The organism is Shewanella corallii, assembly GCF_023349125.1.
Classification (GTDB): Bacteria; Pseudomonadota; Gammaproteobacteria; order Enterobacterales; family Shewanellaceae; genus Shewanella; species Shewanella corallii.
In genome coordinates this window covers 207,394-232,139 of record NZ_JAKIKT010000001.1, presented here as the reverse complement: position 1 = coordinate 232,139, position 24,746 = coordinate 207,394, and the positions used below count along the sequence as shown (strand labels likewise).

The 24,746-nt window shown below is 50.8% G+C and carries 22 protein-coding genes; 8 read left to right on the top strand and 14 right to left on the bottom strand.

What is annotated here, in order from left to right:
- The first annotated feature begins 147 nt into the window (after positions 1-147).
- The gene (locus L2725_RS00990; RefSeq protein WP_249247192.1) at positions 148-1,509 is read left to right on the top strand and encodes an NCS2 family permease; all 1,362 of its coding nucleotides are present in this window, start codon (positions 148-150) and stop codon (positions 1,507-1,509) included.
- Between the two features lie 54 nt (positions 1,510-1,563).
- Here the strand turns inward: L2725_RS00990 and L2725_RS00985 are convergent, their stop codons facing one another.
- Complete coding sequence (locus L2725_RS00985; RefSeq protein ID WP_249247190.1) at positions 1,564-2,811, bottom strand: sugar transporter; 1,248 nt, start codon at positions 2,809-2,811, stop codon at positions 1,564-1,566.
- A gap of 120 nt (positions 2,812-2,931) precedes the next feature.
- Here L2725_RS00985 and L2725_RS00980 point away from each other — a divergent pair, with 120 nt between their 5' ends.
- The gene (locus L2725_RS00980) at positions 2,932-3,867 is read left to right on the top strand and encodes a response regulator (protein WP_249247189.1); all 936 of its coding nucleotides are present in this window, start codon (positions 2,932-2,934) and stop codon (positions 3,865-3,867) included.
- A gap of 258 nt (positions 3,868-4,125) precedes the next feature.
- Here L2725_RS00980 and ssb read toward each other — a convergent pair whose 3' ends face one another.
- Both ssb and L2725_RS00970 read right to left on the bottom strand, forming a co-directional pair.
- The gene (ssb, locus tag L2725_RS00975) at positions 4,126-4,806 is read right to left on the bottom strand and encodes a single-stranded DNA-binding protein (RefSeq protein ID WP_248934018.1); all 681 of its coding nucleotides are present in this window, start codon (positions 4,804-4,806) and stop codon (positions 4,126-4,128) included.
- A 35-nt stretch (positions 4,807-4,841) separates the two neighbouring features.
- Positions 4,842-6,209, bottom strand: a complete 1,368-nt coding sequence (locus L2725_RS00970; RefSeq protein WP_248934017.1) for an MFS transporter — start codon at positions 6,207-6,209, stop codon at positions 4,842-4,844.
- A gap of 289 nt (positions 6,210-6,498) precedes the next feature.
- Here L2725_RS00970 and uvrA point away from each other — a divergent pair, with 289 nt between their 5' ends.
- Positions 6,499-9,330, top strand: coding sequence for an excinuclease ABC subunit UvrA (gene uvrA, locus L2725_RS00965; protein WP_249247184.1), 2,832 nt, complete (start codon positions 6,499-6,501; stop codon positions 9,328-9,330).
- A gap of 47 nt (positions 9,331-9,377) precedes the next feature.
- Here uvrA and L2725_RS00960 read toward each other — a convergent pair whose 3' ends face one another.
- Positions 9,378-10,283: a GGDEF domain-containing protein gene (locus L2725_RS00960; protein ID WP_249247183.1), complete on the bottom strand. Its 906-nt coding sequence runs from the start codon at positions 10,281-10,283 to the stop codon at positions 9,378-9,380.
- A 293-nt stretch (positions 10,284-10,576) separates the two neighbouring features.
- Between L2725_RS00960 and L2725_RS00955 the strand changes: the two genes are divergently transcribed.
- On the top strand, positions 10,577-10,939 hold the full coding sequence (locus tag L2725_RS00955; protein WP_249247179.1) for a hypothetical protein: 363 nt from the start codon (positions 10,577-10,579) through the stop codon (positions 10,937-10,939).
- 272 nt (positions 10,940-11,211) lie between these two features.
- Here L2725_RS00955 and L2725_RS00950 read toward each other — a convergent pair whose 3' ends face one another.
- From L2725_RS00950 to L2725_RS00940, 3 genes are all read right to left on the bottom strand, one after another.
- Positions 11,212-11,652 carry a hypothetical protein gene (locus L2725_RS00950; RefSeq protein WP_249247177.1) on the bottom strand — a complete coding sequence of 147 codons (441 nt, stop codon included), beginning with the start codon at positions 11,650-11,652 and terminating at the stop codon, positions 11,212-11,214.
- Positions 11,642-13,213 (bottom strand): GGDEF domain-containing protein, encoded by a 1,572-nt coding sequence (locus L2725_RS00945; protein ID WP_249247174.1) that lies wholly within the window; start codon positions 13,211-13,213, stop codon positions 11,642-11,644. Before L2725_RS00945 ends, L2725_RS00950 begins: the two co-directional genes overlap by 11 nt.
- A 192-nt stretch (positions 13,214-13,405) precedes the next feature.
- Complete coding sequence (locus L2725_RS00940; RefSeq protein ID WP_249247172.1) at positions 13,406-13,774, bottom strand: hypothetical protein; 369 nt, start codon at positions 13,772-13,774, stop codon at positions 13,406-13,408.
- A 191-nt stretch (positions 13,775-13,965) separates the two neighbouring features.
- Between L2725_RS00940 and L2725_RS00935 the strand changes: the two genes are divergently transcribed.
- Positions 13,966-15,597, top strand: a complete 1,632-nt coding sequence (locus L2725_RS00935; RefSeq protein ID WP_249247170.1) for a WG repeat-containing protein — start codon at positions 13,966-13,968, stop codon at positions 15,595-15,597.
- A gap of 71 nt (positions 15,598-15,668) precedes the next feature.
- Here the strand turns inward: L2725_RS00935 and L2725_RS00930 are convergent, their stop codons facing one another.
- Positions 15,669-16,154, bottom strand: a complete 486-nt coding sequence (locus tag L2725_RS00930) for a flotillin family protein (RefSeq protein ID WP_249247151.1) — start codon at positions 16,152-16,154, stop codon at positions 15,669-15,671.
- 147 nt (positions 16,155-16,301) lie between these two features.
- On the opposite strand from L2725_RS00930, the gene L2725_RS00925 reads away from it, so the two are divergent.
- The 3 genes from L2725_RS00925 (at position 16,302) to L2725_RS00915 (ending at position 18,234) form a co-directional block, all read left to right on the top strand.
- Positions 16,302-17,309, top strand: coding sequence for a M20/M25/M40 family metallo-hydrolase (locus L2725_RS00925; protein ID WP_249247146.1), 1,008 nt, complete (start codon positions 16,302-16,304; stop codon positions 17,307-17,309).
- A gap of 210 nt (positions 17,310-17,519) precedes the next feature.
- Positions 17,520-17,921: a hypothetical protein gene (locus L2725_RS00920; protein ID WP_249247145.1), complete on the top strand. Its 402-nt coding sequence runs from the start codon at positions 17,520-17,522 to the stop codon at positions 17,919-17,921.
- Between the two features lie 4 nt (positions 17,922-17,925).
- A complete protein-coding gene (locus L2725_RS00915) occupies positions 17,926-18,234 on the top strand; it encodes a helix-turn-helix transcriptional regulator (protein WP_249247144.1) in 309 nt (102 codons plus the stop codon).
- A 64-nt stretch (positions 18,235-18,298) separates the two neighbouring features.
- Here the strand turns inward: L2725_RS00915 and dbpA are convergent, their stop codons facing one another.
- From dbpA to L2725_RS00885, 6 genes are all read right to left on the bottom strand, one after another.
- The gene (gene dbpA, locus L2725_RS00910) at positions 18,299-19,675 is read right to left on the bottom strand and encodes an ATP-dependent RNA helicase DbpA (protein WP_249247971.1); all 1,377 of its coding nucleotides are present in this window, start codon (positions 19,673-19,675) and stop codon (positions 18,299-18,301) included.
- A gap of 246 nt (positions 19,676-19,921) precedes the next feature.
- Positions 19,922-20,476 carry an SMI1/KNR4 family protein gene (locus L2725_RS00905; protein WP_249247141.1) on the bottom strand — a complete coding sequence of 185 codons (555 nt, stop codon included), beginning with the start codon at positions 20,474-20,476 and terminating at the stop codon, positions 19,922-19,924.
- Positions 20,477-20,656: 180 nt separating this feature from the next.
- Positions 20,657-22,639, bottom strand: a complete 1,983-nt coding sequence (locus tag L2725_RS00900; protein ID WP_249247139.1) for a U32 family peptidase — start codon at positions 22,637-22,639, stop codon at positions 20,657-20,659.
- Positions 22,640-22,792: 153 nt separating this feature from the next.
- Positions 22,793-23,722, bottom strand: a complete 930-nt coding sequence (gene lpxL, locus L2725_RS00895; protein ID WP_249247138.1) for an LpxL/LpxP family Kdo(2)-lipid IV(A) lauroyl/palmitoleoyl acyltransferase — start codon at positions 23,720-23,722, stop codon at positions 22,793-22,795.
- A 133-nt stretch (positions 23,723-23,855) separates the two neighbouring features.
- Positions 23,856-24,275 (bottom strand): DUF1801 domain-containing protein, encoded by a 420-nt coding sequence (locus tag L2725_RS00890; RefSeq protein ID WP_249247136.1) that lies wholly within the window; start codon positions 24,273-24,275, stop codon positions 23,856-23,858.
- 9 nt (positions 24,276-24,284) lie between these two features.
- A complete protein-coding gene (locus tag L2725_RS00885) occupies positions 24,285-24,647 on the bottom strand; it encodes a VOC family protein (protein WP_249247133.1) in 363 nt (120 codons plus the stop codon).
- Positions 24,648-24,746 lie beyond the last annotated feature (99 nt).

Here is a 24,746-nt window from a genome sequence, read left to right as displayed (position 1 = left end):
TCACCATTACGCCGGTGACAAAGTTATAATTTCACCCCATCAACTGAAACCCAATCTGGTTTCAGTACCTCTATTACGCCAAACATCATGTCTGATACCTGCTATCGGGACTTATAACTTTAATGACAACACCGGATTGGAATCACCATGTCGGATAACACAATAAAAACCGCCCCTCAGACTCAAGCTCCCGGGTTACTGGACAAGCTCTTTGCCATTTCCGAGCGTGGCAGCAATGTACGTCAGGAACTGCTGGCGGGCCTGACCACCTTCCTGGCCATGGTTTACTCGGTTATTGTGGTGCCCAGCATGCTGGGGGCTGCGGGTTTTGACCAGGGCTCAGTGTTTATCGCTACCTGTCTGGTCGCCGCATTTGGCTCCTTGCTGATGGGCTTTTGGGCCAACCTGCCTATGGCGATTGGCTGTGCCATCTCATTGACCGCCTTTACCGCATTCAGTCTGGTACTGGGTCAGGGGATCTCTATTCCTGTGGCTCTGGGTGCCGTGTTCCTGATGGGTGTGGCCTTTACCGCCATTACGGTGACTGGCCTGCGCCAGTGGATATTGACCCACCTGCCTATGGGTATTGCCCACGGAACAGGTATTGGCATAGGTTTGTTCCTGCTGCTGATCGCCACCAACAGTGCGGGCTTGATTATCAAAAACCCGGGTAATGGTTTGCCAATTGAGTTTGGTGACTTCACCTCTCTGTCTGTGATCATGTCTATTATTGGTCTGGCGGCGATTCTGGGACTGGAAAAGCGTCGTGTGCCGGGTGGCATTCTACTGGTGATTATCACCATCTCTTTGATTGGCCTGATCTTCGATCCCAATGTGAAATTCCACGGTTTTTTTGCCATGCCAGAGATCAGTGGTGACACTTCTCTGGTCGGTACCATGGATATTATGGGTGCCATGAATCCCATTATTCTGCCAAGCGTACTGGCGCTGGTAATGACAGCAGTATTCGATGCAACTGGGACGATACGTGCGCTGGCCGGACAGGCAAACCTGCTGGATAAAGAGGGCAATATCATTAACGGTGGCAAGGCGCTGACCTCTGATTCTGTCAGCTCAGTGGTATCCGGCTTTGTGGGTGGTGCACCAGCGGCTGTGTATATCGAATCCGCCGCGGGTACCGCTGCCGGTGGTAAGACAGGTCTGACCGCTGTGGTTGTTGGCGTGCTCTTCCTGCTGTTGCTGTTTATCTCTCCCATCAGTTATCTGGTGCCTGCCTATGCCACTGCACCTGCACTTATGTATGTGGGTCTGTTGATGCTGAGCAATGTGACCAAGCTGGACTTCGATGACTCTATCGATGCCCTGTCCGGTCTGGTATGTGCTGTGTTCATCGTACTGACTGCCAACATTGTGACCGGCATTATGCTGGGCTTTGTATGTCTGGTTTGCGGTCGGGTATTTGCCGGTGAGTGGCGCAAAATCAACTTTGGTATTGTGGCTCTGACTCTGGCTCTGGTGGCCTTCTACGCCGGCGGCTGGGCAATTTAAGTCTCACCCTGACAATACAAAAAAGCCGCTGACTGTTCAGCGGCTTTTTGTTTGTTAAGGCTGCACCTGCGCCAGGCCGGGATCTGTGTTGTCTGTTCTGCCGCGGCGCAGCAGATATCGCAGCGGAATAATGGCAAATGCGATCACACCCACAGCCACCAGCCCATTGTTGGTTACCCCCCAATGAATCGCGACCTGGCTGCCCAGCAAGGCACCACCGCCAATGCCAATATTGAAAATGCCTGAGTAGATCGCCATAGCAATGTCTGTGGCACTGGCACCATATTCAAGTACCCGGGCCTGCATGGCCAATGCCACCAGCATCATGGCGATACCCCACAGCATGGCGCCCGGGATTAGCTGAGTCAGTGCCGGAGCCGATGAAGATAGCATGGCCAGACACAGAGCCAGCAAGGCGGTTCCCACCACCAACAGATTGTTTGGATGTTTCGGCTGAAGTCGGCTAAACAGAGTGCTGCCAACAATACCAGCGGCACCATAGGCCAGCAGAACCCAGGTCGTGACATCGCCACTGTAATGCCAAACCTGCTGTACCAGAGGTTCAAGATAGGTGTAGCCGGTGAAGTGGGCTGTCACCACAATCACAGTCAATAAGTACAACCACAACAGGGGTTTGTTACGGGCAATTTGTGGCAAACTCGCCAGACTGCCTGAGTTGGATACCGGCAGTGTTGGCAGCCAGCGCCACAGCGCCAGCATCACCAGAGCAGAGGTAATACCTATACCGGCAAAAGTCGCGCGCCAACCGAACCACTCACCGACTACCCGTCCCAGAGGGATACCCAGCACCATGGCCAGCACAGTGCCGGTTGCCAGCAGACCCAGGGCCTGCGCGCTCTTACCTTGCGGTGCCAGACGAACCGCCATGGCAGCAGTGATTGACCAGAACACTGAGTGCGCCAACGCAATACCGACCCGGGAGACAAGCAACATACTGTAGCTGGACGCCATCGCGCTGACGATATGGCTGCCAACAAACAGGGCAAAGACACACAGCAACAAACGCCTGCGTTCTACATTGGCCAGCAGCAACATAGCAGGTAGCGAAGCCAGGGCCACGATCCAGGCATAGATGGTCAGCATGGGGCCCACCTCTTCCGGGCGCATACCGAAACTGTCACCCAGATTGCCCAGCATGCCGACAGGGACGAACTCTGTGGTGTTAAAAATAAACGCGGCCAATGCCAGCAGAAAGACCCTGACCCAGGGCATCATGGTATTAGGTTGAGCTTGCATCTTCAGGTTAATCAGGCGAAAAAGGGAGCAGATTCTACAGTGCATAAACCCATCTGACAATGGTCAAATTTCAACCAGAAAAATTCTGTCAGTATGGGGAATCACGATTGCATCAAACTCTTGAAACAACTTGGCGTTTGACTAGATGTAAGCAGTGGTGATTCAATGCATTTAACAATTTCGCAACGTCATCTTTTGGGGGAGCTGATGCGCTACAGGTTCGATCAGTTTGAGCTTGATACCCTGACTCAAAGTTTGAGTCATGAGGGGAAACTGCTTAACTGTGATGAGCGCATTGTCAGGTTGCTGCTGTTACTGATAGAGCATGCACCTGAGCATGTGGATAAGCAGACACTGCTGAATAGTCTCTGGCCGGATACTGTGGTCAGCGACTGGTCCATTTCACGCCTGATTTCCGATGCAAGAAAGTTATTTAAGTCCGTCGGGGCTGACTTCGCCGTAATCCAAACCCTCCATGGCCGGGGCTACAGACTCTCCGCTGAAGTGCTGACCATGCTGCAGCAAGAGCAGCATGCACCGCCGGAGCCCTCAGCGCAGACAGAGCCCTCAGTGCAGACAGAGCCCTCAGTCGCCGACAGGCAAACCCGAACTACTCGCCCGGTCAGGTTAATCGCCAGCCTGTCAGTCACCTTATTGTTGCTGTCAGCCACACTCTATTTCTGGCTAGATAACAGCAAACCGCTGCAAATCAGCGAACCTGCCGACACCAGAGCCAGGGTGCTTTGGGTTGATGATCACCCCGAGAACAATCAGGTGGAGCGGAAATTCCTCGAGAATCAGGGTGTCGCTGTCTACAACACCAGATCAACACAGGACGCCCTTATCCTGCTGAGCATGTATCAATACGATGTGGTGATTTCAGATATGGGGCGGCAAAGTGATCCTCTGGCCGGATTAAAACTGGTGGAAACCATGCGCCGCCACGGACATGAAACGCCCTTCTTTATGTACACCATTCTGCCTTCCGAGGCGCAGCAACAGTTGCTGAAAGATTACGGAGCTCAGGGCGTTGCCGTTGATGATGAGGAGTTATACCAGCTTCTGGCAGCGTACCTGCCTATAGAAACCGATAGTAACTAACTGTTTTTATTTGGTTTCAATAATTTTCAAACTCTTTCAAAAGGCTCAATGATAAATTCAGGCTATAAATAAGTCGCTGACTGAAAAGCGATTTGGCAGCCCCCAATGACAAATTGCATCCGTTGGTTCCAAATACAAACTTATCTTGCCAGCCATCACCACCTCCGATGGTTGGCATTTTTTTGTGCTCCAAAAAACAAAACCCCGCTCGAAAGCGGGGTTTTTATGTTATTCACAAGCTCTGGCATCCGACCTGGATCAGAACGGGATATCGTCGTCCCAACCGTCATCCAGATCAGGTGTGTAGTTGTTGTTCTGCTGCGCAGCTTGCTGCTGTGGCTGAGGAGCCGGACGCTGAGCCGGTGCCTGCTGTGCAGGAGCTGACTGCTGTTGAGGCGCAGACTGCTGGTAACCGGAAGACTGCTGCTGTTGTGGAGCAGATTGCTGCTGACGTGGTGCATAACCAGTCTGCTGCTGACCGTAACCGCCCTGCTGAGATGCCTGGTACTGCTGTTGCTGCTGACCACCGCCGTACTGGTTTTGGTTCTGCTGACCATAACCGCCCTGGCTTTGACCACCACCCTGACCCTGGTTGCGACCGCCAAGCATCTGCATGCTGCCGCCCTGATCAACCACGATTTCAGTAGAGTAACGATCCTGGCCACTCTGATCTTTCCACTTACGGGTCTGCAGTTTACCTTCAAAGTAAACCTGAGAACCCTTGCGCAGGTATTCGCCCACGATTTCAGCCAGTTTGCCAAATACCACCACACGGTGCCATTCGGTGCGCTCCTGTTGTTGACCTTGTTGATCTTTCCAGGTTTCGCTGGTTGCAACAGTGACATTGGCAACAGCATTGCCGTTTGGCATGTAGCGAACCTCAGGGTCTTGCCCCAGGTTACCTACCAGAATCACTTTATTCACACCACGACTGGCCATTAAAATCTCCTGCGATTAATCTCGAAAAAATCTGTTTAATTGACAGAGCCTAACACAGCTCGAGCTTGTCTCAAATCGAAATGCTCATCGACTTTTAAATATGCAACTTTTTCCTCAAGCACCACAATAGCTTCCGCCACACCGGCCAATTTCGACAGTTCCATGGCCATTGTTTTTGCCTGATCAGTTCCCTCAACATTTGCCGCTAAAGTGTAACTTTTCAGCAGCACAGGATTCTGCATTCCCAGACTCAAAATCAGCCAGATTGCCATCAGAATCATGCCAGCAATAAACACTCCGGTTGCTCCCAGCCACTGGTATGCACCGCCACCGATAAGGCCGCCACAGAAGGCGCCCAGGAACTGACTGGTGGAATATACGCCCATGGCAGTCCCTTTCTCGCCCACAGGGCAGAATTTGGCAATCAGACTCGGCAGCGACGCCTCAAGGTAGTTAAAACCGGTAAAGAAGAGCACCACAGCCACACTCAACCCCACCAGAGAGTGGGAGAAGGCTGCCATCATGCCCAGTGCCACCAGCAGAATCACCAAAGCAACCTGGAACATACCTTTGGCGTTTTTGCGCTTCACGCCGATGATAATCAGGGGCACCATCAGGAAGAAAGCACCGATAAAGGCCGGGAAGTAGAGCATCCAGTGCTCTTCTTTGGCAAAACCGGCATCCACCAGATCCAAAGGCAGCGCCACAAACACCGCCGTCAGCACCAGGTGCAGAATAAAGATACCGGCATCAAGACGGATAAGCTGAGGGTTCTTCAGCATCTGCACAATACGGGCAGGTGCCGCCAGGGTATCTCCCTTGGGCGCATGGGTTACCGGGTTGGGCACCAGCAGCTGCACTATCACTATGCCCAGCAGCGCCAAACCGGCTGTCATGGCAAACAAGCCAGATAATCCAAGATGCTGGGCAACAACCGGGCCTACCAGCAGCGACAATGCAAAGGAGAAACCGATACACATGCCGATAATGGCCATCACCTTGGTGCGCTGCTCATCACGGCTGAGATCAGCAGCCAGAGCCAGCACAGCGGCGGCAATCGCGCCCATACCCTGCAGTGCCCTGCCCGCGACCACGCCATAGATGCTGTCTGCCATGGCGGCAACCACAGAGCCAAGCGCAAACACCAACAGGCCCCCCATAATCACAGGCTTGCGACCAATGCGATCCGACAAAATGCCCATGGGGATTTGCAGTACAGCCTGAGTCAGACCATAGGCGCCGATGGCGATACCTACCCACAGTGGAGAAAAACCTTCCAGGTGCTGACCATAAAGTGCAAACACGGGCATGATCATAAACAAGCCCATCATTCGCAATCCGAACACACTGGCGAGGGAAAACGCGACTTTTTTCTCGGTGCCCGACAGACCGCTTGCCGACATGAAAATTTGTCCTGCTGGTTAAAATTCAGGGGCGGGATATTAACATAAGCCCCTCATATGCCCAAAACAAAACCCTTAAACCGAATTCACCTTTTGGCAAGAAAACCAAACCGCTGGACGGCAACCGCAGTTGCCAAACAAGTCATATCACAGAGCCATGACATGGGTCTGACTTTACTTCGCCAGGCAAGTAAAGCGTCGCTAAAGCTAATCGTTAATACTGCCTGCAATCACAAAGTGTTCTGTGCGATACTTATGCTCTTTTGTGCAGCCAAACCTTGAGCGAGAGATGGACAATATTGAAGTCAGGGGTGCCCGCACCCACAACCTCAAAAATATCAACCTGACAATTCCACGGGACAAACTCATCGTCATTACCGGCCTCTCTGGTTCGGGCAAGTCGTCCCTGGCATTTGACACCCTTTACGCAGAAGGCCAGCGTCGCTACGTTGAGTCGCTTTCCGCCTATGCACGTCAGTTCCTCAGCCTGATGGAAAAGCCCGATGTCGACCATATCGAAGGTCTGAGCCCGGCAATCTCCATCGAGCAGAAGTCCACCTCCCACAACCCTCGCTCAACCGTGGGCACAATTACCGAAATCTATGACTACCTGCGTCTGCTGTTTGCTCGCGTAGGTGAGCCCCGCTGCCCGACTCATGGCCAGCCATTAAAAGCACAAACTGTCAGCCAGATGGTGGATAAAGTGCTGGAGATGCCTGAGGGCAACCGTCTGATGCTGCTGGCACCTGTGGTCAAAGGCCGTAAGGGTGAGCACGTCAAATTGCTGGACAGCCTGGCCGCTCAGGGCTATATCCGCGCCCGTATCGATGGCGAAGTATGTGACCTGTCCGACCCACCGGAGCTGGACCTGCACGTCAAGCACACCATTGAAGTGGTGGTGGACAGATTTAAGGTCAAACCGGATCTGCAGCAGCGCCTGGCGGAATCTTTTGAAACCACACTGGAGCTATCCGGTGGTATCGCAGTGGTCGCCCCTATGGACGGTGAAGGTGAAGAGCTTGTCTTCTCCGCCAATTTCGCCTGCCCTATCTGTGGCTACTCCATGGCGGAGCTGGAACCGAGAATCTTCTCCTTTAACAACCCGGCTGGTGCCTGCCCAACCTGTGATGGTCTGGGTATGCAGACCTTCTTCGATCCTGAGCGGGTGGTGATCAGCGATGACCTGTCGCTGGCCGGTGGTGCGATTCGCGGCTGGGACCGTCGTAACTTCTACTATTTCCAGATGCTCAAGTCGCTGGGCGAACACTATCAGTTCGATGTGGAAGTACCTTTCAAGGATCTGCCCGCCAAAGTGCAGAAGCTCATCTTCTACGGCTCAGGCAAGGAAGATATCTCCTTTAAGTACATCAACGACCGTGGCGATGTAGTGGTACGCAAGCACCCGTTTGAGGGGATCCTCAACAATATGGATCGCCGCTACCGGGAAACCGAGTCCAACTCGGTGCGCGAAGAGCTGGCCAAATATATTTCTCACCAGAGCTGTAACAGCTGTGGTGGCTCACGTCTGCGGGAAGAAGCCCGCAACGTGTTTATTAAAGAGCTGAATCTGCCGACCCTGACCGAATGGTCCATTGGCGAAGCCATGGCTTACTTCGATGCCCTGGAGTTTGATGGTCAGAAGGCACAGATTGCCGAGAAGATCCTCAAAGAGGTGCGCGACCGTCTGGGCTTCCTGGTGAATGTGGGCCTCAACTATCTGAGCCTGTCCCGTAGTGCAGAGACCCTGTCAGGTGGCGAAGCTCAGCGTATCCGTCTGGCCAGCCAGATTGGCGCCGGTCTGGTGGGGGTAATGTACGTACTGGATGAACCTTCCATTGGTTTGCACCAGCGCGATAACGAGCGACTGCTTAGCACCCTGACTCACCTCAGAGACCTGGGCAACACGGTTATAGTCGTTGAGCACGACGAAGATGCCATTCGCATGGCGGACCATATTATCGATATCGGTCCGGGCGCAGGGGTTCATGGCGGTGAAGTGATCTGTGATGGCCCGATTGAAGCCATCGTGGGTTGCGACAAGTCGGTTACCGGCCAGTACATCAGCGGCAAGAAGCAGATCTCTGTTGAGGGCGGACGTATTCCTTATGATGCCAGTAAGGTGATTGAGTTGTTCGGTGCCAGTGGCAACAACCTTAAAGATGTCGACCTGACTATTCCTGTGGGCCTGATGACCTGTATTACCGGGGTATCCGGCTCAGGTAAGTCGACCCTGATCAACGACACCTTTTTCAAAATTGCCCACCGTATGCTGAACAAAGCCACAGTGGATGAGCCTGCACCTTACAAGAAGGTCAAAGGCATGGACCACTGCGACAAGGTAGTGGATATCGACCAAAGCCCGATTGGCCGTACCCCACGCTCCAACCCGGCGACCTACACAGGTATCTTCACGCCAATCCGTGAGCTGTTCTCGGCGACTCAGGAGTCTCGCTCCCGTGGCTATCAGCCCGGCCGCTTCTCCTTTAACGTAAAAGGCGGACGCTGCGAAGCCTGCCAGGGTGATGGTTTGATCAAGGTGGAAATGCACTTCCTGCCGGATGTGTATGTGCCCTGTGACTCTTGTAAGGGTAAGCGCTACAACCGTGAAACCCTGGAAGTGAAGTACAAAGGCAAGAACATTCATGAAGTGCTGGAGATGACGGTAGAGGAAGCCCGTGGCTTCTTCGATGCTGTGCCTGCTATTGCCCGAAAACTGCAAACCCTGATGGATGTGGGCCTGTCCTATATCCGCCTGGGCCAGAGTGCCACGACCCTGTCCGGTGGTGAAGCTCAGCGGGTTAAACTGGCCAAGGAGCTGTCCAAACGGGATACCGGCAAGACACTTTATATTCTGGATGAGCCAACGACCGGTTTGCACTTTGCCGACATTCAGCTGCTGTTGGATGTGCTGCATCGCCTCAAATCTCACGGCAATACCGTGGTGGTGATTGAGCACAACCTGGATGTGATTAAAACCGCAGACTGGATTGTGGATCTGGGTCCTGAAGGCGGCTCAGGTGGTGGTACGATTCTGGTTACCGGCTCACCGGAAGAGGTAGCTCAGCATCCCACCTCTCACACCGCGCGCTTCCTTAAGCCGCTGCTGGAAAAGATGTCCTGAGCAGAGAATCAAAAAGGCGCCTTCGAGGCGCCTTTTATTTTTATCAATCAGGCCCGCCTGACCTGATTCCGCCCAAGCGATTTCGCCTGATAGAGGGCTTTATCTGCCCGGGTTAACACCTGGCTGACATCGTCATCACTGGCTAACACGGTAATACCCGCACTGATAGTCACCGGCATAATCAGCTCTCCAACAATGACAGGACTGGCATCTATGATACAGCGAATCCTTTCCGCCACCCGGGTCGCCTCCTCCATACAGGCTTCAGGCAAAAACACGGCAAACTCCTCTCCGCCGATCCGCGCCGCAATATCCTGAGTCCTGAGCTGGGTTTCCAGGCGCTGACAGATTTGTTTCAACACCTCATCACCCACAAGGTGGCCATTCTGGTCATTAATCTCTTTAAAGAAGTCCACATCAAGGAAGATCAGCGAAGCAGCCTGGCTTTGGTAGCGCCTGGTACTCAGATATTTTTCAAGGGTGTCCAGCAGGAACCTTCTGTTAAACAAGCCAGTCAGGCCATCGGTCTCGCTGAGAATACGAAGCTGTTTTTCAAGCTTGTATCTTCGGGTGATATTGCGGGTGAGCAGAAGGACGGCGCGTTTACCATCAAACTTACTGGTCAGGGGAACGATTTTGCCTTCATATCTGAGTACACCCTCAGGGCCTTCACGCCCCACCTCATTTAACTCAGCAATATCGAGATCATACTCAACAATCTGTATCTCATTATCAGATATAGCTTTTTCTATCTGACTGAGAAACCAGAGCGCTTTATCAATGGGGAGAACATCTTTTAAGTAGTGGCCCACAAGGGGGCTGCCATCATGGTAGGCCTGTCGGTCGACACCGCCCAGATAGGCGATATATTTGCCATCACTGGAGAGAATAAACGCAGGATCAGGCAGAAGTGAAACTACCTCACTCAACTGCTCAGGGTTAAGGTTTTCCATATGCCTTTGCTCATCCTTGGCGTTCGGCTTTCAGTAATTAGTCTGACTACAAAATATCAACCGGACACTAAAAAGCAACAAACCTGTGTTTTAAAGGCCTGTATTTGGGCCACCCGGCGTGACACGGATCACACAAACGCGATTGGTAATGGATGTTTTTTGAGCACTTGATTAATATGCACGCCGCCGCATGAGGTGGCATAATTCACAGACAGGGTATTCAGGAGACCTTCTTCTGTCTGACATTGGGCGATGCAACAAGCTTGCATGGCTGGATATCACAGGCAGAATTTATGGCGCTTCAACTGGTTAAGCTCGCCGGCACCCTGGCTTTGGCCACCGGCTGTGTTCACTTCGCAAATATGCTCAGCATCCGTTATCTGGATGCTTCCAATGTGTTTCTCTCAGCAGCTAAACTCTGCCTGTTTGCTATACCGCTTATGTATATCTCAGCGGTAGGCTTCTCCGTCTATTACGGCTCAGGCGCCAAGCAACTTCCCTATGTTTCTTTGGTCCTGGTTGCTGCAGGCATGTCAGCAATCACAGGCATTGCATTAACCTTTCTGATCCAGAAAACAGCTCCAAGTCCAATGCAAATGCTGGGTGGCCTGATGTTACTGGCGGGTATTGTCCTGACAGTGCTCGGAAAGCGGTAATACCAATCCGTATAGAAGATTGATCTCATCAGAGCCATGTCAGCCATTCGAGTACAATCCAAATTGGTGACGACATAGTGGTTCTATGACTAGACAATTTGGGGCAGTAATCGTGGGGCTGACAGGCTCCCGAAGGGCGAGTTTTAAAGACGCGCATACCGCCCACAGCTCTCTTGATTTATCCCGATAGATCTTCGGTCGCTCCGATTGTCTCCACGCCTTTAAATTCTCGCTGAGTGACTAAACTCCTATGCGGATTGGTATAAATACTGTCAGACCAGCAGTTCCTTCAGAATATAGTCGGCGACATCCCAGCTATCTGCTCTGACGGTGCGTTTACCCGGATGCCAGTTAGCCGGGCACAGCTCCCCTTTCTGCTCGACAACAGCGATAGCCTGAGCCATGCGGATCACCGCATCAAAATTCACAGGCATAAAGTCTGAGTAATAACTGGCGTACTGCACAACTCCCTGACTGTTCGTCAGGGTTACTGAAGCATAGGGTATCCCATCGGCGACATCATACTCGGCAAAATCCTGAATCAGGAGTCGCTTGTTTCGGGTATAAAGCACAGGAGAGACTGCCAGATATTCCAGTTGTTTGGCCCTTTCCTTAAGCTGATCCAACATCAACTCCAGCAATTCACCGGAGTAACAATCCAACCTTAGCTCCAGTCGATACAGCTGCTTACTTAGGGTGTTGTCAGACGACATATTTTTCCTCTCTCTTTTGCCGCTTCATGCGCTCAGATGCAAGGGCAATATCATGACTAATATCCTGGCTTCTATTCGCAACGCCCCAGGAGAAAGAGAGTCCCCCGACACTATGCCGTTGTGCCAGGTTAGCCAGCTTCAGATTAAGCTCATCTGCCAAAGTATCGCGACATAAGATCATAAATTCATCTCCTCCGTGGCGGATCAACAGATCGGTTTGTCTGAATGACTGTTTCAGCAGTTCTCCCATCTCGATAATCAGCCGGTCTCCGGCCTCATACCCCTGGGAGTCATTAACCTCTTTAAGTCCGTTAATATCCATGAAAGCCAGGCAGCTGATATCTCGATAAGCTGAGTAGTCATGACGCAGCAGTAAGCCAGTCATTTCGTCGAACCTGTCCACCAGAGCTTTATCTTTCTCGACAATAAAGCTCAGGATATTGGGCGCATGATCGTCCCGCTCAATCAGATACCGGTTAACAATGAAAGTTTTGTCATAGATCAGCTCTTCGCATACGGAAAGCTCCTGATGACTCTGCAAAAACTGGGCATCATTTTCCAGGCACAAACCAAACTCAGGAAACCTCTGGGTCAATTCCTGCCGACTAAGGGATGTATCTTCCACCGCCATCAGGTCACGACTTTTCTTGTTGTGATAGATCATGTCTCCATCGGAGTTTTTCAACACGATAATCTGTTTCGACAGCTCCAGACTTTTGCTCAGACCTATCATGCCGATAGATTCCAGGCTTGCGTAAAAAGCCATATCTGACTTAAAAGCCTCTTCATTACCGGCGCCAAGAAAGGATTCATAAGCATCTTTAATCAAGGTCAGCTTCTGATTGATATGACGGCTTTGCTCTTTTTGAACGGAGAATTCAGGGAGCAGATTTTCAGAAGGTAATACAAAGCCTTGCTGAGGTTTGGCGTAGAAGTATCCCTGACGAATCACGCTATGGTTAATGTAATTTTCGATAGCATTAACCAGGGCATGCTGGGTCCAGGTCTCAATCCCTTCAACAACAATTCGAGTGTCCGGCCGATTAAAGAGGATCAGCTGGCAGATCTTTATCAGTACAGAGAAGGAAAAAAAGTCATGAGAAACCTTGGTGAGCAGTGTCCTGTCCAATTTCACATACTCTGTTTCCAGCTCGCTCAGGCGAGACAGATTGGAAAAACTGGCACCGAAGTCATCAATGGCAAACGCCAGCCCCAACTCCCGTAACAGCTTCACATTACTGCAAAGTAACTCAGGGGAATCGCAGGAAGTTTCCATTACTTCGATCACCATACGGTGAAAAAATGGTTTGAGCTTAGCTATACGCTCAACAAACTCCTGACATATAAGGGATTCTGCATGCACGTTGATAAACAATAGCATCTCATTGTTTTTGTTTTCAGTCAGAATCCGGAGAATATTCTCATAATCAAAGAGAGGCTTATTAATCAGCGTCGCCAGAAAATTAACCAGATTTGCTTTGCTATCCCTTAGCCTTACCAGAGCCTCATAAGCATAGACTCCCCCCTCCCCCACCATGGGTTGGTAAACAGTGTAAAACATTATCCGCCCCACCTTGCACGACTATTGGTCGCTAACCTAACAGAGAGCAACCTGAGTTAATGTGATACAAGTGATTTTTTAAGGTTAAATTAGAAAGCAGAATCGAAATTCGGGAAGCTAATTAGCTTTACTGGATTCCAAAGATATCGACCGCGACTTTCCATCACATTGTTATAGTTATATTAAGACGACTTAAAGCCAGCGTTTGACTGCAGCCACTCCATCCATAGGGCCTGTGTTAAAACAGATGCTGGCCTGGGGCGCCTGTTTGTGAACCAGATTAATTGCCTGCTCAAACAACAGAAACTCATCCGGGTCGTTGCGTACCCCTGCGCCTATCATGATGCAGTCGTACTGTGTTTTTTGTAATGCTGCAGCTATCACTTCAGCAGCCGTTTCACCATGGTCGATAGCACAAAAGTCCACTTCAAAACCTTCAAACTCCAACGCTGCCTTACCCATATTCAGCGCAGCTATCAGCTTTTCTTCCGTTAACTCCGGCCACTTATCATAATTGACCACAGCAGGGTCCAACCCAATCATCAACACTCTCTTTCCCACAGTCCCTCCATTAGCACACAATGCCGCAAGCATCTTGCCCCGCAGCATATTTCACTGTTAGTTTACATTTGCATTAACGAGGGATACAGTCCAGCCAAAAGAGGGAACGAATGGCCAATTTGTTAAAATTTCTGCTCCTGAGCACAACCATTTGTCTGGTTCTGTCGGCAACAGCCAGGGAGGAGACTGCAATGCAAGATGAAAAGCCGGTATGGAAAACGGTTACAGTCCCCTTCCACGGTGAACTAACCCTGGATATCCCTATCGATTCAGAACTGATGCCTTGGGAGTCGGAATTTTACTTCTGGTATATAGGTGATTTGCGGCTCACCGCCGAGAACAACCCCGTTTATGTGATTCATCCCTACAACCTGGATATCGTGCTCAGTGACGCCCCCGAGGCGGACTTTGACTACCCGGCATGGCGCAACGCTTTGACCGAGCATGGCGCTGAAATCATTCACGAAGCCAGTCACGGCGTACTCTATTATTCGGCAGACGCGTTGCATGTATTCACCTATTTATATACAGACAAGCAGCATGTACTGGGTAAAGCGACACTATTTGATACTGGCGATCTGCCTGCAGCCTACGCCGCATTTGAAATACTCCACTCCTTCGTTCCCGGCCCACAAAAAAAGCAATATACCGCCCCTTTTAATGCCGCCAGAGAGATGGAAACTATTCCTCATTGGGACGAAAACCCACTCGCCCTGCAACTGGACGACATATTACCCAGGCAGCTAACACCCTCCTGGCTGTTGAAAGAGGACTCCCTTGATGGCTTCTATTTCTACCCTGATTCATTCAGTGATACGGTTGATGCCTATATCGAGTCAGATCCAGCTTACCTGAACGAACTTATTGCTTCCGCTAAAGAAAAAGATTGGGAGCTGTCTTACCAAAAGGAGTTTGTTGCGGGCAAACAATCCGGCAGCCTGCTATTCCAAAGCAGACGCAATCCTCAGGCATTTATCAGCTACTGCATGATCAGTGAATCTGGGTTGAACCTGTTGCTATCTCTACCCTCTTCCATCACGGTAAAAAAACAGATGGAGTTTATTCACCAATGTAACCAACTGCCCGCTGGCAATCGACTGCCCTGGCTGACGGCACAGTGGCGCACCCAACTGTTTAAGTACGGCCATGTTGACCCAATAGATGAGCTTCCTGGCTGGTTTGAGGTCTTTGATAAACATAACAACCCGGATGACTACTTTTTTGGTGCTGCCGGACTACTCAACGATAAAGGAGAAAAGATCCTTGCCAACCGGTTTGAGGAGATTTACTGGGATGACAATTTTCTTATCGGTAAATCAAAGGCGGGTAAAGAGCTATTGGACCTGTCGGGTAAATCCCTGTTGAAAGCAGAGTACTTCAGAAAGCTGTATGGCAGCCTCTACCAGATAGAAGAGGAGGATGAAAAAGAAGGAGTCTATGACATCGAATCCAGGGGCTGGGTTATTCCACTGCAAAAACAACACCTTTCTGCATTGGATGAAAGTGGTCTGTTTACTTTCAGGTATATAACCGAAGTCAAAAAGTACAGCATCCGCTATGGCGATGCAGGGTTAATTGATGCTCAGGGCAAAACGATTGTACCCAATGAATATCAAACCTTTTGGTATAACCCAGGACTCAAAGTGATCGTTGCTCAGCGCAGATGGGAACAGGGCGACAAAGCCGGTTATCACTATGGCATATTTGATATGCAGGGAAATTTACGAGTCCCCTTTGAATATGATTATGTAAACGGGGAAGAGACTGGTGCTGTCATCAAATTAAGAAAAGAAGGCCTATGGTATCAATACCCAGCCGAATAGTTAGATAAGAAGTATGCCGGGAGGCAATGCTCCCGGCATTAATTTGTAGTGGTTCAGACCTGATCTGACAACTACTGCTTTTCAGCTTTTCGCTCAGCCTGCAGACGTGCCTTTTCAGCTTTGCGTGCTTCTTTTTCTGCCTTTCTGGCTTCTTTGTCGGCTTCACGCTCCAGCTTGCGTTTCTCTTTTTTAGCATCTGCTTTGGCTTTTTTAGACTCCCGATGAAACTCAGCATCAGCTTTTTTAGCTTCTCTTCGATACTCTGCGTCAGCTTTTCTCGCCTCACGCTCCGCTTCCATCCGATCCTTTCTCGCTTTGCGCTCAGCTTCTGTTCGTGCTTTGCGAGTCTCACGTTCCGTTTCTGCAGTTAACTGTCGAGCTTCTCGCTGATACTCAGCCTTATCTTTTGCGACCTCACGTTTAAGTTCGGCTTGCTCCCGACGCAGTTCTGCTTCCTGCTTCATCGCTTCTTTTTTATAGTCATCTGGGTCGGCATAAGCCGCTGTGGTTAACACTCCCAGTGCGATAGCCAGTAAACTTTTATTCAGTGTTTTCATTTGAGCTCCTTGTTGCCCTCCGGGCGTAACAAACTGTATCAATAGAGCCTTTAAGCTATGAACACAAGCTGAACGATGGAGCACCACGGTTGCGGACACGCTGAAGGTAGAGTTAACTGGTTACTCATCCTCGACTAATTTATCGCCATGAAAAATAACGCCCTAATCCTGATACTTCTGCTGTTGGCAGCTTGCACCAGCAGTGACAGGCTAATTGGCGAGAGCTGCCGGGAGCCAATTACACTCAATGAACCAGCCCAACAGATACGCAGTTTGTCGAATGATCTTGAGCAGCTAACCAGTCCCGCCCTGAATGGCAGAAAAACCGGTAGCGAGGGTGCTGTACTCACTCGTCAGTATCTGCAGCAAAGGTTCAAACAGCTGGGACTGGCGGGATGGCAAGATAAGTTTCAACACAGCTTTGAATACACTCAGGGCTTTTCCGACAGGCAGGGGATCAACCTGGCAGTGATGCTTCCGGCAGCAGACGACACTGACAATGCTCCCTGGCGATTGGTGTTGGCTCACTATGACCATCTTGGCGGCAGAGCTGGTCTTAGTCGTCCGGATGGCAAATACTTTCCGGGCGCAGATGACAACGCTTCCGGAGTGGCTGCCATGTTGTCAGTGGCCGAAAGCCTGAAGAAACAGGCATTATCTGCCAATGTGCTGATGGTGTTTACCGATGCTGAGGAACCCGGACTTTATGGCAGCAAAGCGCTGGTCAGGGAGCTGCAGAACGCCGGAGTGTTGAGCCAGATTGAGCTGGTAATCAATCTGGATATGGTAGGCCGCCCGGATAAACACAGGCGCCTGTATGTTGAAGGCATTCAAAGCATGGTTCCGGCTAGCCGATATCAGGTACTGCAACAACTTCAACTGGGCTACCAAACCATTGGGCTATGCTCCCGGGTAGGTCACCCGAAAGGGATGGGCAGGGGCTCTTTTGTCAGCGACCGCATCGATTGGCTCAGAGCATCAGACCACTACCCTTTCCACAAGAAAGATATCCCCTGGCTGTTTTTTGCCAGTGGCAACCACAACCAATACCACACAGAGCAAGATAGCATTGACCGGCTGGATTTGAACTTTATCCATCAGGTCAGCCAATTGACCAACCAGCTTATCACCCAAAAAGCGCCCCTCGCTGATTGATGATTTAACAGTCATAGCCCCAATTTACGTTACCAACAAGCGTTTAACAATGTTACTCTCCCAACAACAAGCACACACGTAACACATTGATATTATTACGCTGTCATATAGGTGACGCATGACATCTGTGCCACTGTCACCCCACAGTCGTCACGATTCAAGGCCTGTCTTATCCAAGATATGCAGACCATTTGCGAACAAGGAGTCTACATGCAAACCGGCAAGTATATCCTCACCAGTTATTTTGAGTGGCAGGGTCATAGCATCACAGTACAAAACTCAACCCTGAGCGGTAAAGAATGGGTCTATGTGGACGAGGAACTGATTTCTCATAAACGCAGTCTGGGGTATAGCTCAAACCACAGCTTTACTCTCGATGGTCAGAAACTGGATGTTCACATTCTGGTCCACAGCGTAATGAAAGGGCCAATCGACATAAAGCTCATGTTGGGTGAACAATGCCTGGATGAGGACAGTTTTGACTACCAGCAGATCATGCCAGGTGGAAAGTCATTTAAACGGGTTGTTTTCGAAGGCTTTGTCACGGGATTGATCTTTGGGGCTGTCGGCATGTTTGTCGGCTACACAGTGACAACCTGGTTGAAAGGATAAGGTAATGCAGTTAGATACCGTAAAAGTCCGCAACCTGAGACAGGAGAAAGCCTGGACCCAACAACAGCTGGCTGATATTTGCGGCCTCAGCCTGCGCACCATTCAAAGGGTGGAACTGCATGGCACAGCCTCTCTGGAAACGGGGCGCTCATTGGCTGCCGCCTTTGAAGTGGAGTACTCCAGCTTGCTGCTGGCCAATCAGCAACCACAAAGCGATTCAGGTAAAACCATGCCGTCGATTTGGCTTATCAGCGCAAGCACCTTTGCTGCCGGCGTATTGGCAGGGGCGGCATTGGTAACTTTGGCAGCGTGATACAAAAAAGTGGATACCAGTCTCCCGGTATCCACTCCCTGAAGCTATTCAGCTAAGAAGCAACTCAATACACAGAGAAAGCACGGAACTGTCGGCCCTTGAGCTTGCCCTTGTTCAGGATAGTCAGTGCCTTCTTACCGAATTGACGCTTTACCGCCACAAAAGAGCGGATATCGGTGATCTTAATCTTGCCAATATCGTCGCCTGTTAGTGACTTATCTGCCGTCAGGGCCCCGAGGATATCTCCCGGACGCAACTTCTGCTTCTTACCGCCATCAATCAAAATCGTGGTCATCTTTGGCTTATAAGGCGCAATATTCAGGTACTGCTCGCCCGGCAGCTCATCATCCTGGATCTCGTGACCCAGCACCTCTTCTAGGGCGGCAACTTTGTAGCTGTCTTTACCTGTGTAGAAGCTGAAAGCTTCACCCTGACTGCCGGCACGACCGGTACGACCGATACGGTGAATGTGCACCTCTTTGTCGTAGGCCATTTCAAAGTTCACCACAGCATCCAGATTATCGATATCCAGACCCCGGGCTGCGACATCCGTGGCCACCAGAATATTGATACTCTTGTTGGCGAACTGCACCAGAGTACGGTCACGCTCACGCTGCTCCTGATCGCCGTGCAGAGCCAGAGCACTGAAGCCCAACGCTGCCAACTCATCGGCCACTGACTGGGTTTCACGCTTGGTATTGCAGAACACCACTGCAGACTCGGGCTGATACTTACACAACAGGAGTTGCAGTGCCTGCATACGCTCACTGCGCGCTTCCAGGTGATAGAAGTGTTGGGAAATCGTCTGGCTGTCGTGAGTCGACTCCACCTTCACCATCTCAGGCTTGTGCATAATACGCTCTGCCATTCCCTGGATCTGGGCTGGGAAGGTCGCACTGAACAGCAAGGTCTGGCGGTTAGCTGGTGTCTGGGCAATGATGCTGTCCATCGCCTGGGTAAAGCCCATTTCCAGCATGCGGTCTGCTTCATCCAGCACCAGGGTGGTCAGCTCAGAAAAATCCAGACGGCCCTGCTCCAGATGGTCAAGTACCCGCCCTGGCGTACCCACAATAATGTGTGCGCCATGCTCAAGGGAGCCAATCTGAGGCCCAACTGGCACACCACCGCACAGGGTCAGCACCTTGATGTTGTGAATGCCCCGGGCAAGCGTACGTATCTCTTTGGCAACCTGATCCGCCAGCTCACGGGTAGGACACAGCACCAGAGATTGAATACGGAAACGTTTAACATTCAGTTTGTGCAGCAATCCCAGACCAAATGCAGCCGTCTTGCCACTCCCGGTTTTACCCTGAGCAATCAGATCCTTGCCAGCCAAAATCTGTGGCAGGCTCTGAGCCTGAATTGCTGTCATCTGAGCAAAGCCGATAGACTCCAGCGTCGACAGCAGCTCACTTTTCAGCGCCAGAGAAGAAAATGCCATCGAAGGGCTGTTGGTTTGAATTTGATTCAAGGGATTGTCCTGCAGAAAATGAAAAGCCGCACAGTGAATATGTGCGGCGAATTGCGCTAATAGTATCAAATATCATCAACTGTCACCACCAGAGTCTGTTGGCCTTTGAAGGTGGTTTTTGCAGCACTTTGTCGTTATTTTATACAAAGCAACGCGATTGACGTGTAGTTGTTCGACATAAATGAGCGTTAATGCAGTAGAAAGCGACGACAGACCCTATAACTCCTGCAGCTGCAAATGCTCAACTTTGGGCCTGGGACTGGCCACAATTTGCTCCAGCAAATGAGTGAATGAATTGGCCAATAAGGTGAGTTCCTGAGGTTCTTCAGTCCAAACCTGTTTCATCAGATCTTTATGCCTGAATCGCACTTTGCCATAGTCGCGCGTTGAGAGATCAAGCAGCAAAAGATCACCGGCAATGGAGTCTGCAATCACCAGGCTTCTGTCGGGAATGGCAGCTCGTCCGAGGGGGTTGGGTCTGGCATATTGGTGAGTCAGAGTCACTGCCGTATCTATGGCGGCAAACATGCCAAGAAAAGAGAGGGAAATGCCATTCAAGCCAACATTGACTCGGGGATCTTCCAGGCCACGCATACCATAGTGTTTCATAAACCAGCGGTAATCTTGTGGCAGGTCAACTCCCAGGCGGGATTCTGCGATATCCAAATCCGTATCGGTGGCACAATAAACATCGGCGCGCTCCCCGCTTTCATGGTCGACCGGAGCCCACAACAGGGATTTGCAGAGTTCAGAAATACTTAGATAGCTCATTTAGTTCCTTTCCAAAGTACCTTGTCATTTCTGCGGGCGCCCACCCCGATATATTCAACCACACTTTTACAGAGGGTTTGAATTATTAGGCTGCCACAACCAACAAGCCTAACGCAACAACCTATTTATCTTATATATTCCAACTGATTTACCCATTCAGCTAAGCTCAGGAAATATAATTTAAACCCCTTTCAAATAATGGTTATTTTGCCAGGTTGATATTCGCTGCTGCAGTATTGCCTGGTCGGTATCATCCCCGGCAATCGTCTCAACAAACAGCGCCAACTTCTCAGTCAGGATTCCCTGAAGTTGGGTGTTGGTAGGGATCTCCCTTAGATCCACTATCAAATGAGTGAATCTGCCCTGCTGCTCCTGTAACAACTCAGGGGTATAGCTGTGTCTGTCGCTGTACAAGCGGTTATAACTGCCACGCGCCTTATGAATCACATAGGGCTCATCCTTAAGATTTTGCAATCCGGCACTCTTGCTGCAGCGTTTGAGACAACCAGCATTCATACGCTGTTTTTTACAACCAACGCTCTGCATCAGCAGGCACTGACGGCTGGTCATCAGGTGGTTGGGTTCAAACAGGGTTGCCATCAGCCACATCTCTGTTGGCCGTACAATCCGCTCCATCTGTTTGCCACTTAACTCTTTTGACAACACAGCACCGCAGGCGTTCAATTCATTGTGCAAACAATCCAGCGCCGCAGAGTTGGCGATATTCAGCTGAGAACCGGCCACCCAGGGCAGTTGCATCTCTTTGGCCAATTGCGCCACCCCAAGATTGTGGGTCATAAGCCAATCCGGTCTGACACTGTCGAGCAAGGTTCGCGCGGCCTCGAAGTGTTTGCCGGTCACCACAGCAGGAAAACAGGGGATTAATCCAGGCGCTTGCCTGAATGCCGCCAACACCTCATCCATACTGTCCGCCAGGGTGTCAGGTAGCATCACGCAATAGTGAATATCGGTAGACTCGGGTCTGGAGTCCTGCAGCTGAACCATATCCAGTATCACCACCAGCTGTGGCCGAATATCTTTACAACCCACTCCGGCTGGCAAGGGGATATTCAACTCAGTACCTTTCAGGCTTCGCGCCTTGTTGGCGGGAACCTCCATAGCATCAATACAACTGTGCATACGCTGCATAATGCCGGTTTTAGTGCTGTACAATTGCTGTTTAACCCGCTTGATATCGTCACTGGTTTCGCACTTGTGCAATTTACTGAAATGCACTGGTGCATGATCTCTGGGGTTGTCGATAAACATGCCGTGATGAACATCTGCCATTAAATAACCGTTGGAAAAATCCCGGTTAAATACAGTGTAAAGAGAGGACATATCACTGGATTGCAGCCCTCCCTCACACAAAGCATCTATTTGTTTTCGCCAGCTTTCTGTAGTGGTAAAGACATAGTGAGGCTTCTTGATTCGCCCCTCGATTTTCAGTGAATGCACTCCGGCTGCAGCCAATGCGGGCAAGTCCATAAAGGCCGAGTTGTCTTTCATATTGAGAGGATATTGCTTGCCTGCTGCTGTTAGCTCATAAGCCTCCCGGCAGGGCTGACTGCAACGGCCGCGATTACCGGATGCCCCGTTGCGAGCTGAGCTCAGATAGCAAACTCCGGAAAAGCCTACACAGTAGGAACCGTGTACAAAAACCTCTGTCAGCATGTTGATTTCCCGGCCAACCGCCACCAGCTCGGTAATCTCCGGCAGGCTCAGCTCCCGGGACAGATTGACCCGGCTCATCCCCATGCCGGAAAGCAGCTTCATCTGCCCCGGATTGTGAGTATTCATCTGCGTCGAGGCGTGCACATCCAGAGAAGGAAAGTGACGTTTCAACAGGCTGGCCAGTCCCAGATCCTGCACTATCACACCATCCACTTGCGTCTGTTGCAGCTGCTGCAACAGACGCAACATGGCGGGCAACTCACTCTCGAGCAGCATAATATTCAGGGTCAGGAAGATTTTGCAGTTATGGCTGTGTGCCAGCTCAATCACGCCATCCAGCAGATCTAGGGTGATATTGGTGGCACGATTTCTGGCGTTGAATCTATCCAGGCCACAATAAACGGCATCGGCACCGGCGGCGATCGCAGCCTTAATGGCATCAAGGTCACCACCCGGGGCAAGGAGTTCAAATTGATCTTTCTGGTACATACATGGGCTCGGAAGATGGATTAACCGGGAAATCGGGCAAATTTCAGGCGGCGCATTGTAGAGACTTCCCCACTCAATTTCGAGCTCTCTTTGGGGATAATTGGATGCAACACAGAAATGAAAAAGCTCACACAAGGTGAGCTTTCACAGGGATTAATATAAAGACGGCTGCCCTTCTGGTCGCGTCTTGAAGCGGCGGTGCAACCACATATATTGATCCGGCGCTGCCATGATGGACTCTTCCACCACCTTATTGATGACGCGGGCACCTGCCTCCGGGTCATGTTTGGGGAAGCTATCCACCAGAGGTTCCCTTATCGTCAAGGTGTAATGGCCATTATCGTCGTTACGAACCACGGTAAAGGGCACAATGGCGCAATCGGTTTCATCCACCAACAGACTTGTACCTGTTGTCGTACAGGCCTGCTCGACGGCAAACAGAGGCGCAAAGGCATGACGTCTGGGTCCATAATCATGATCCGGCGCATACCATAGCACCCGGCCTTTGCGCAGACTCTCCAGCATGGTTTTCACATCCTTACGGTGGATCATTTCATGACCCCCCTTGGTGCGCCCCTTGAACTGGAAGTAATCAAAGCAGGGATTATTGTTGGGCCGATATACACCCATGCCAGACAACTTAAGGCCGCAGGCTCGCCCACCGAACTCCAGATTTAAAGAGTGAACCGACACCAGCAACACACCGCGACCTTCCGCTCTAAGCTTATCCAGATGTTCCAGCCCTTCAAAGGAAACATGTTTGGCCACACGGGCCTCAGACCAGTACCAGGCCATACCGGTTTCAAACAGTGCCAGACCGGTATTGTCTATGTTGGCTTTGATCAGCGCTTCACGCTCAGCAGCTGGCATATTGGGAAAGCACAGCTCAAGGTTTCTGATCATGGTTTTGCGACGCTTTGGCATCAGGCGAATGGCAGCTCTTCCGAGAGCTTTCCCCATGGCAAACTGTAATTTCCAGGGCAGCAGGCTCAGCAGATACGCAAAGGCCACCAACAATAAAGTTCCCCAGTATTTAGGCAGCAGAAACCTAGCTGAGAATTCAGGAGCAGGATATTTATTCATGACTACAACGGCCTCCAGGCCAGTCCAGCAATAGATCCGACTCCCTTCAGATCCCGATAAAAAAGGAGCGCATTTTATGCTCCGCGCGCCAAAGAGGAAAGTGATCTGCAGATGAAAAATTGATTAAAACAAGTTACTCAGGATATCGCCGCGCCATTTCCTGCAATGAGTCCAGCAAAATTTGTCTCAGCAAATCCAGCTCGACATCCGACAGGCGTTTTACCGTCAAACAGGATTTTCCCATCTTGTGTTTACCCAGTTTGGGAAGAAGCTGATGCTGGTCCATACCGCAGGCCATAAGATAGATACTCAGTCCTCCTTTTCTGGATGCAAAACCGGTGCGGAAGAAGTCTCCCTCCCGACCGGATTCATATCGATAGTGATATTGACCAAACCCCACTAAACTGTCGCCCCATATCACCCCTTGGGTATCTGTCAGCTCAGCCATCATGGTGTAGAGCTGCTCGCAATCACGGCGACGAACAGGGTCTGTAATCCCCTCCAACCAGGTTTTCACACTGAGTTCCGTCGGCTGGGTTTTATTTGCTGTCATGGGCAGAACTCATGCAGGTTGCCAAAGCTGAATGGGGTTACCTTCAGGATCCTGCAGGCGGGCAAACAGGCCGTTGGGATAAGTTTCGGGATCCACTTCTACTGCAATACCAGCTTGCCTTAACTGCGCCACCATGGCGGAAAGGTCATTGACTCTGAAGTTAATCATCCAGCTCTGCTCTGCTTTACCGAAGTAGTCTGTATCCGCCGGGAACGCTGCAAATACAGTAAAACCCGCTTGCTGACTCCAGGGCTGAGTCTCGTAATCTGACGGGACAGGGTCGATACCCAGATGTTTCTCATACCATGCAGACATTGCCACTGGGTCTTTGGCTTTGAAAAACACGCCACCTATACCTGTTACTTTTTCCATCGTCTTTCTCCTCTGTCAGGGGAATACCCCAACATAGCCACCTCAGATGGATAGAGCCAGTTATCCCGCCCTCAATTTTTGACCACTCCGCTCTCAAAG

Excerpts from the sequence above, each read along its gene's own strand:
- L2725_RS00990 (WP_249247192.1), top strand. The coding sequence starts at position 148 with ATGTCGGATAACACAATAAAAACCGCCCCTCAGACTCAAGCTCCCGGG.
- L2725_RS00985 (WP_249247190.1), bottom strand. The coding sequence starts at position 2,811 with ATGCACTGTAGAATCTGCTCCCTTTTTCGCCTGATTAACCTGAAGATG.
- L2725_RS00980 (WP_249247189.1), top strand. The coding sequence starts at position 2,932 with ATGCATTTAACAATTTCGCAACGTCATCTTTTGGGGGAGCTGATGCGC.
- ssb (WP_248934018.1), bottom strand. The coding sequence starts at position 4,806 with ATGGCCAGTCGTGGTGTGAATAAAGTGATTCTGGTAGGTAACCTGGGG.
- L2725_RS00970 (WP_248934017.1), bottom strand. The coding sequence starts at position 6,209 with ATGTCGGCAAGCGGTCTGTCGGGCACCGAGAAAAAAGTCGCGTTTTCC.
- uvrA (WP_249247184.1), top strand. The coding sequence starts at position 6,499 with ATGGACAATATTGAAGTCAGGGGTGCCCGCACCCACAACCTCAAAAAT.
- L2725_RS00960 (WP_249247183.1), bottom strand. The coding sequence starts at position 10,283 with ATGGAAAACCTTAACCCTGAGCAGTTGAGTGAGGTAGTTTCACTTCTG.
- L2725_RS00955 (WP_249247179.1), top strand. The coding sequence starts at position 10,577 with ATGGCGCTTCAACTGGTTAAGCTCGCCGGCACCCTGGCTTTGGCCACC.
- L2725_RS00950 (WP_249247177.1), bottom strand. The coding sequence starts at position 11,652 with ATGTCGTCTGACAACACCCTAAGTAAGCAGCTGTATCGACTGGAGCTA.
- L2725_RS00945 (WP_249247174.1), bottom strand. The coding sequence starts at position 13,213 with ATGTTTTACACTGTTTACCAACCCATGGTGGGGGAGGGGGGAGTCTAT.
- L2725_RS00935 (WP_249247170.1), top strand. The coding sequence starts at position 13,966 with ATGCAAGATGAAAAGCCGGTATGGAAAACGGTTACAGTCCCCTTCCAC.
- L2725_RS00930 (WP_249247151.1), bottom strand. The coding sequence starts at position 16,154 with ATGAAAACACTGAATAAAAGTTTACTGGCTATCGCACTGGGAGTGTTA.
- L2725_RS00925 (WP_249247146.1), top strand. The coding sequence starts at position 16,302 with ATGAAAAATAACGCCCTAATCCTGATACTTCTGCTGTTGGCAGCTTGC.
- L2725_RS00920 (WP_249247145.1), top strand. The coding sequence starts at position 17,520 with ATGCAAACCGGCAAGTATATCCTCACCAGTTATTTTGAGTGGCAGGGT.
- L2725_RS00915 (WP_249247144.1), top strand. The coding sequence starts at position 17,926 with ATGCAGTTAGATACCGTAAAAGTCCGCAACCTGAGACAGGAGAAAGCC.
- dbpA (WP_249247971.1), bottom strand. The coding sequence starts at position 19,675 with ATGGCATTTTCTTCTCTGGCGCTGAAAAGTGAGCTGCTGTCGACGCTG.
- L2725_RS00905 (WP_249247141.1), bottom strand. The coding sequence starts at position 20,476 with ATGAGCTATCTAAGTATTTCTGAACTCTGCAAATCCCTGTTGTGGGCT.
- L2725_RS00900 (WP_249247139.1), bottom strand. The coding sequence starts at position 22,639 with ATGTACCAGAAAGATCAATTTGAACTCCTTGCCCCGGGTGGTGACCTT.
- lpxL (WP_249247138.1), bottom strand. The coding sequence starts at position 23,722 with ATGAATAAATATCCTGCTCCTGAATTCTCAGCTAGGTTTCTGCTGCCT.
- L2725_RS00890 (WP_249247136.1), bottom strand. The coding sequence starts at position 24,275 with ATGACAGCAAATAAAACCCAGCCGACGGAACTCAGTGTGAAAACCTGG.
- L2725_RS00885 (WP_249247133.1), bottom strand. The coding sequence starts at position 24,647 with ATGGAAAAAGTAACAGGTATAGGTGGCGTGTTTTTCAAAGCCAAAGAC.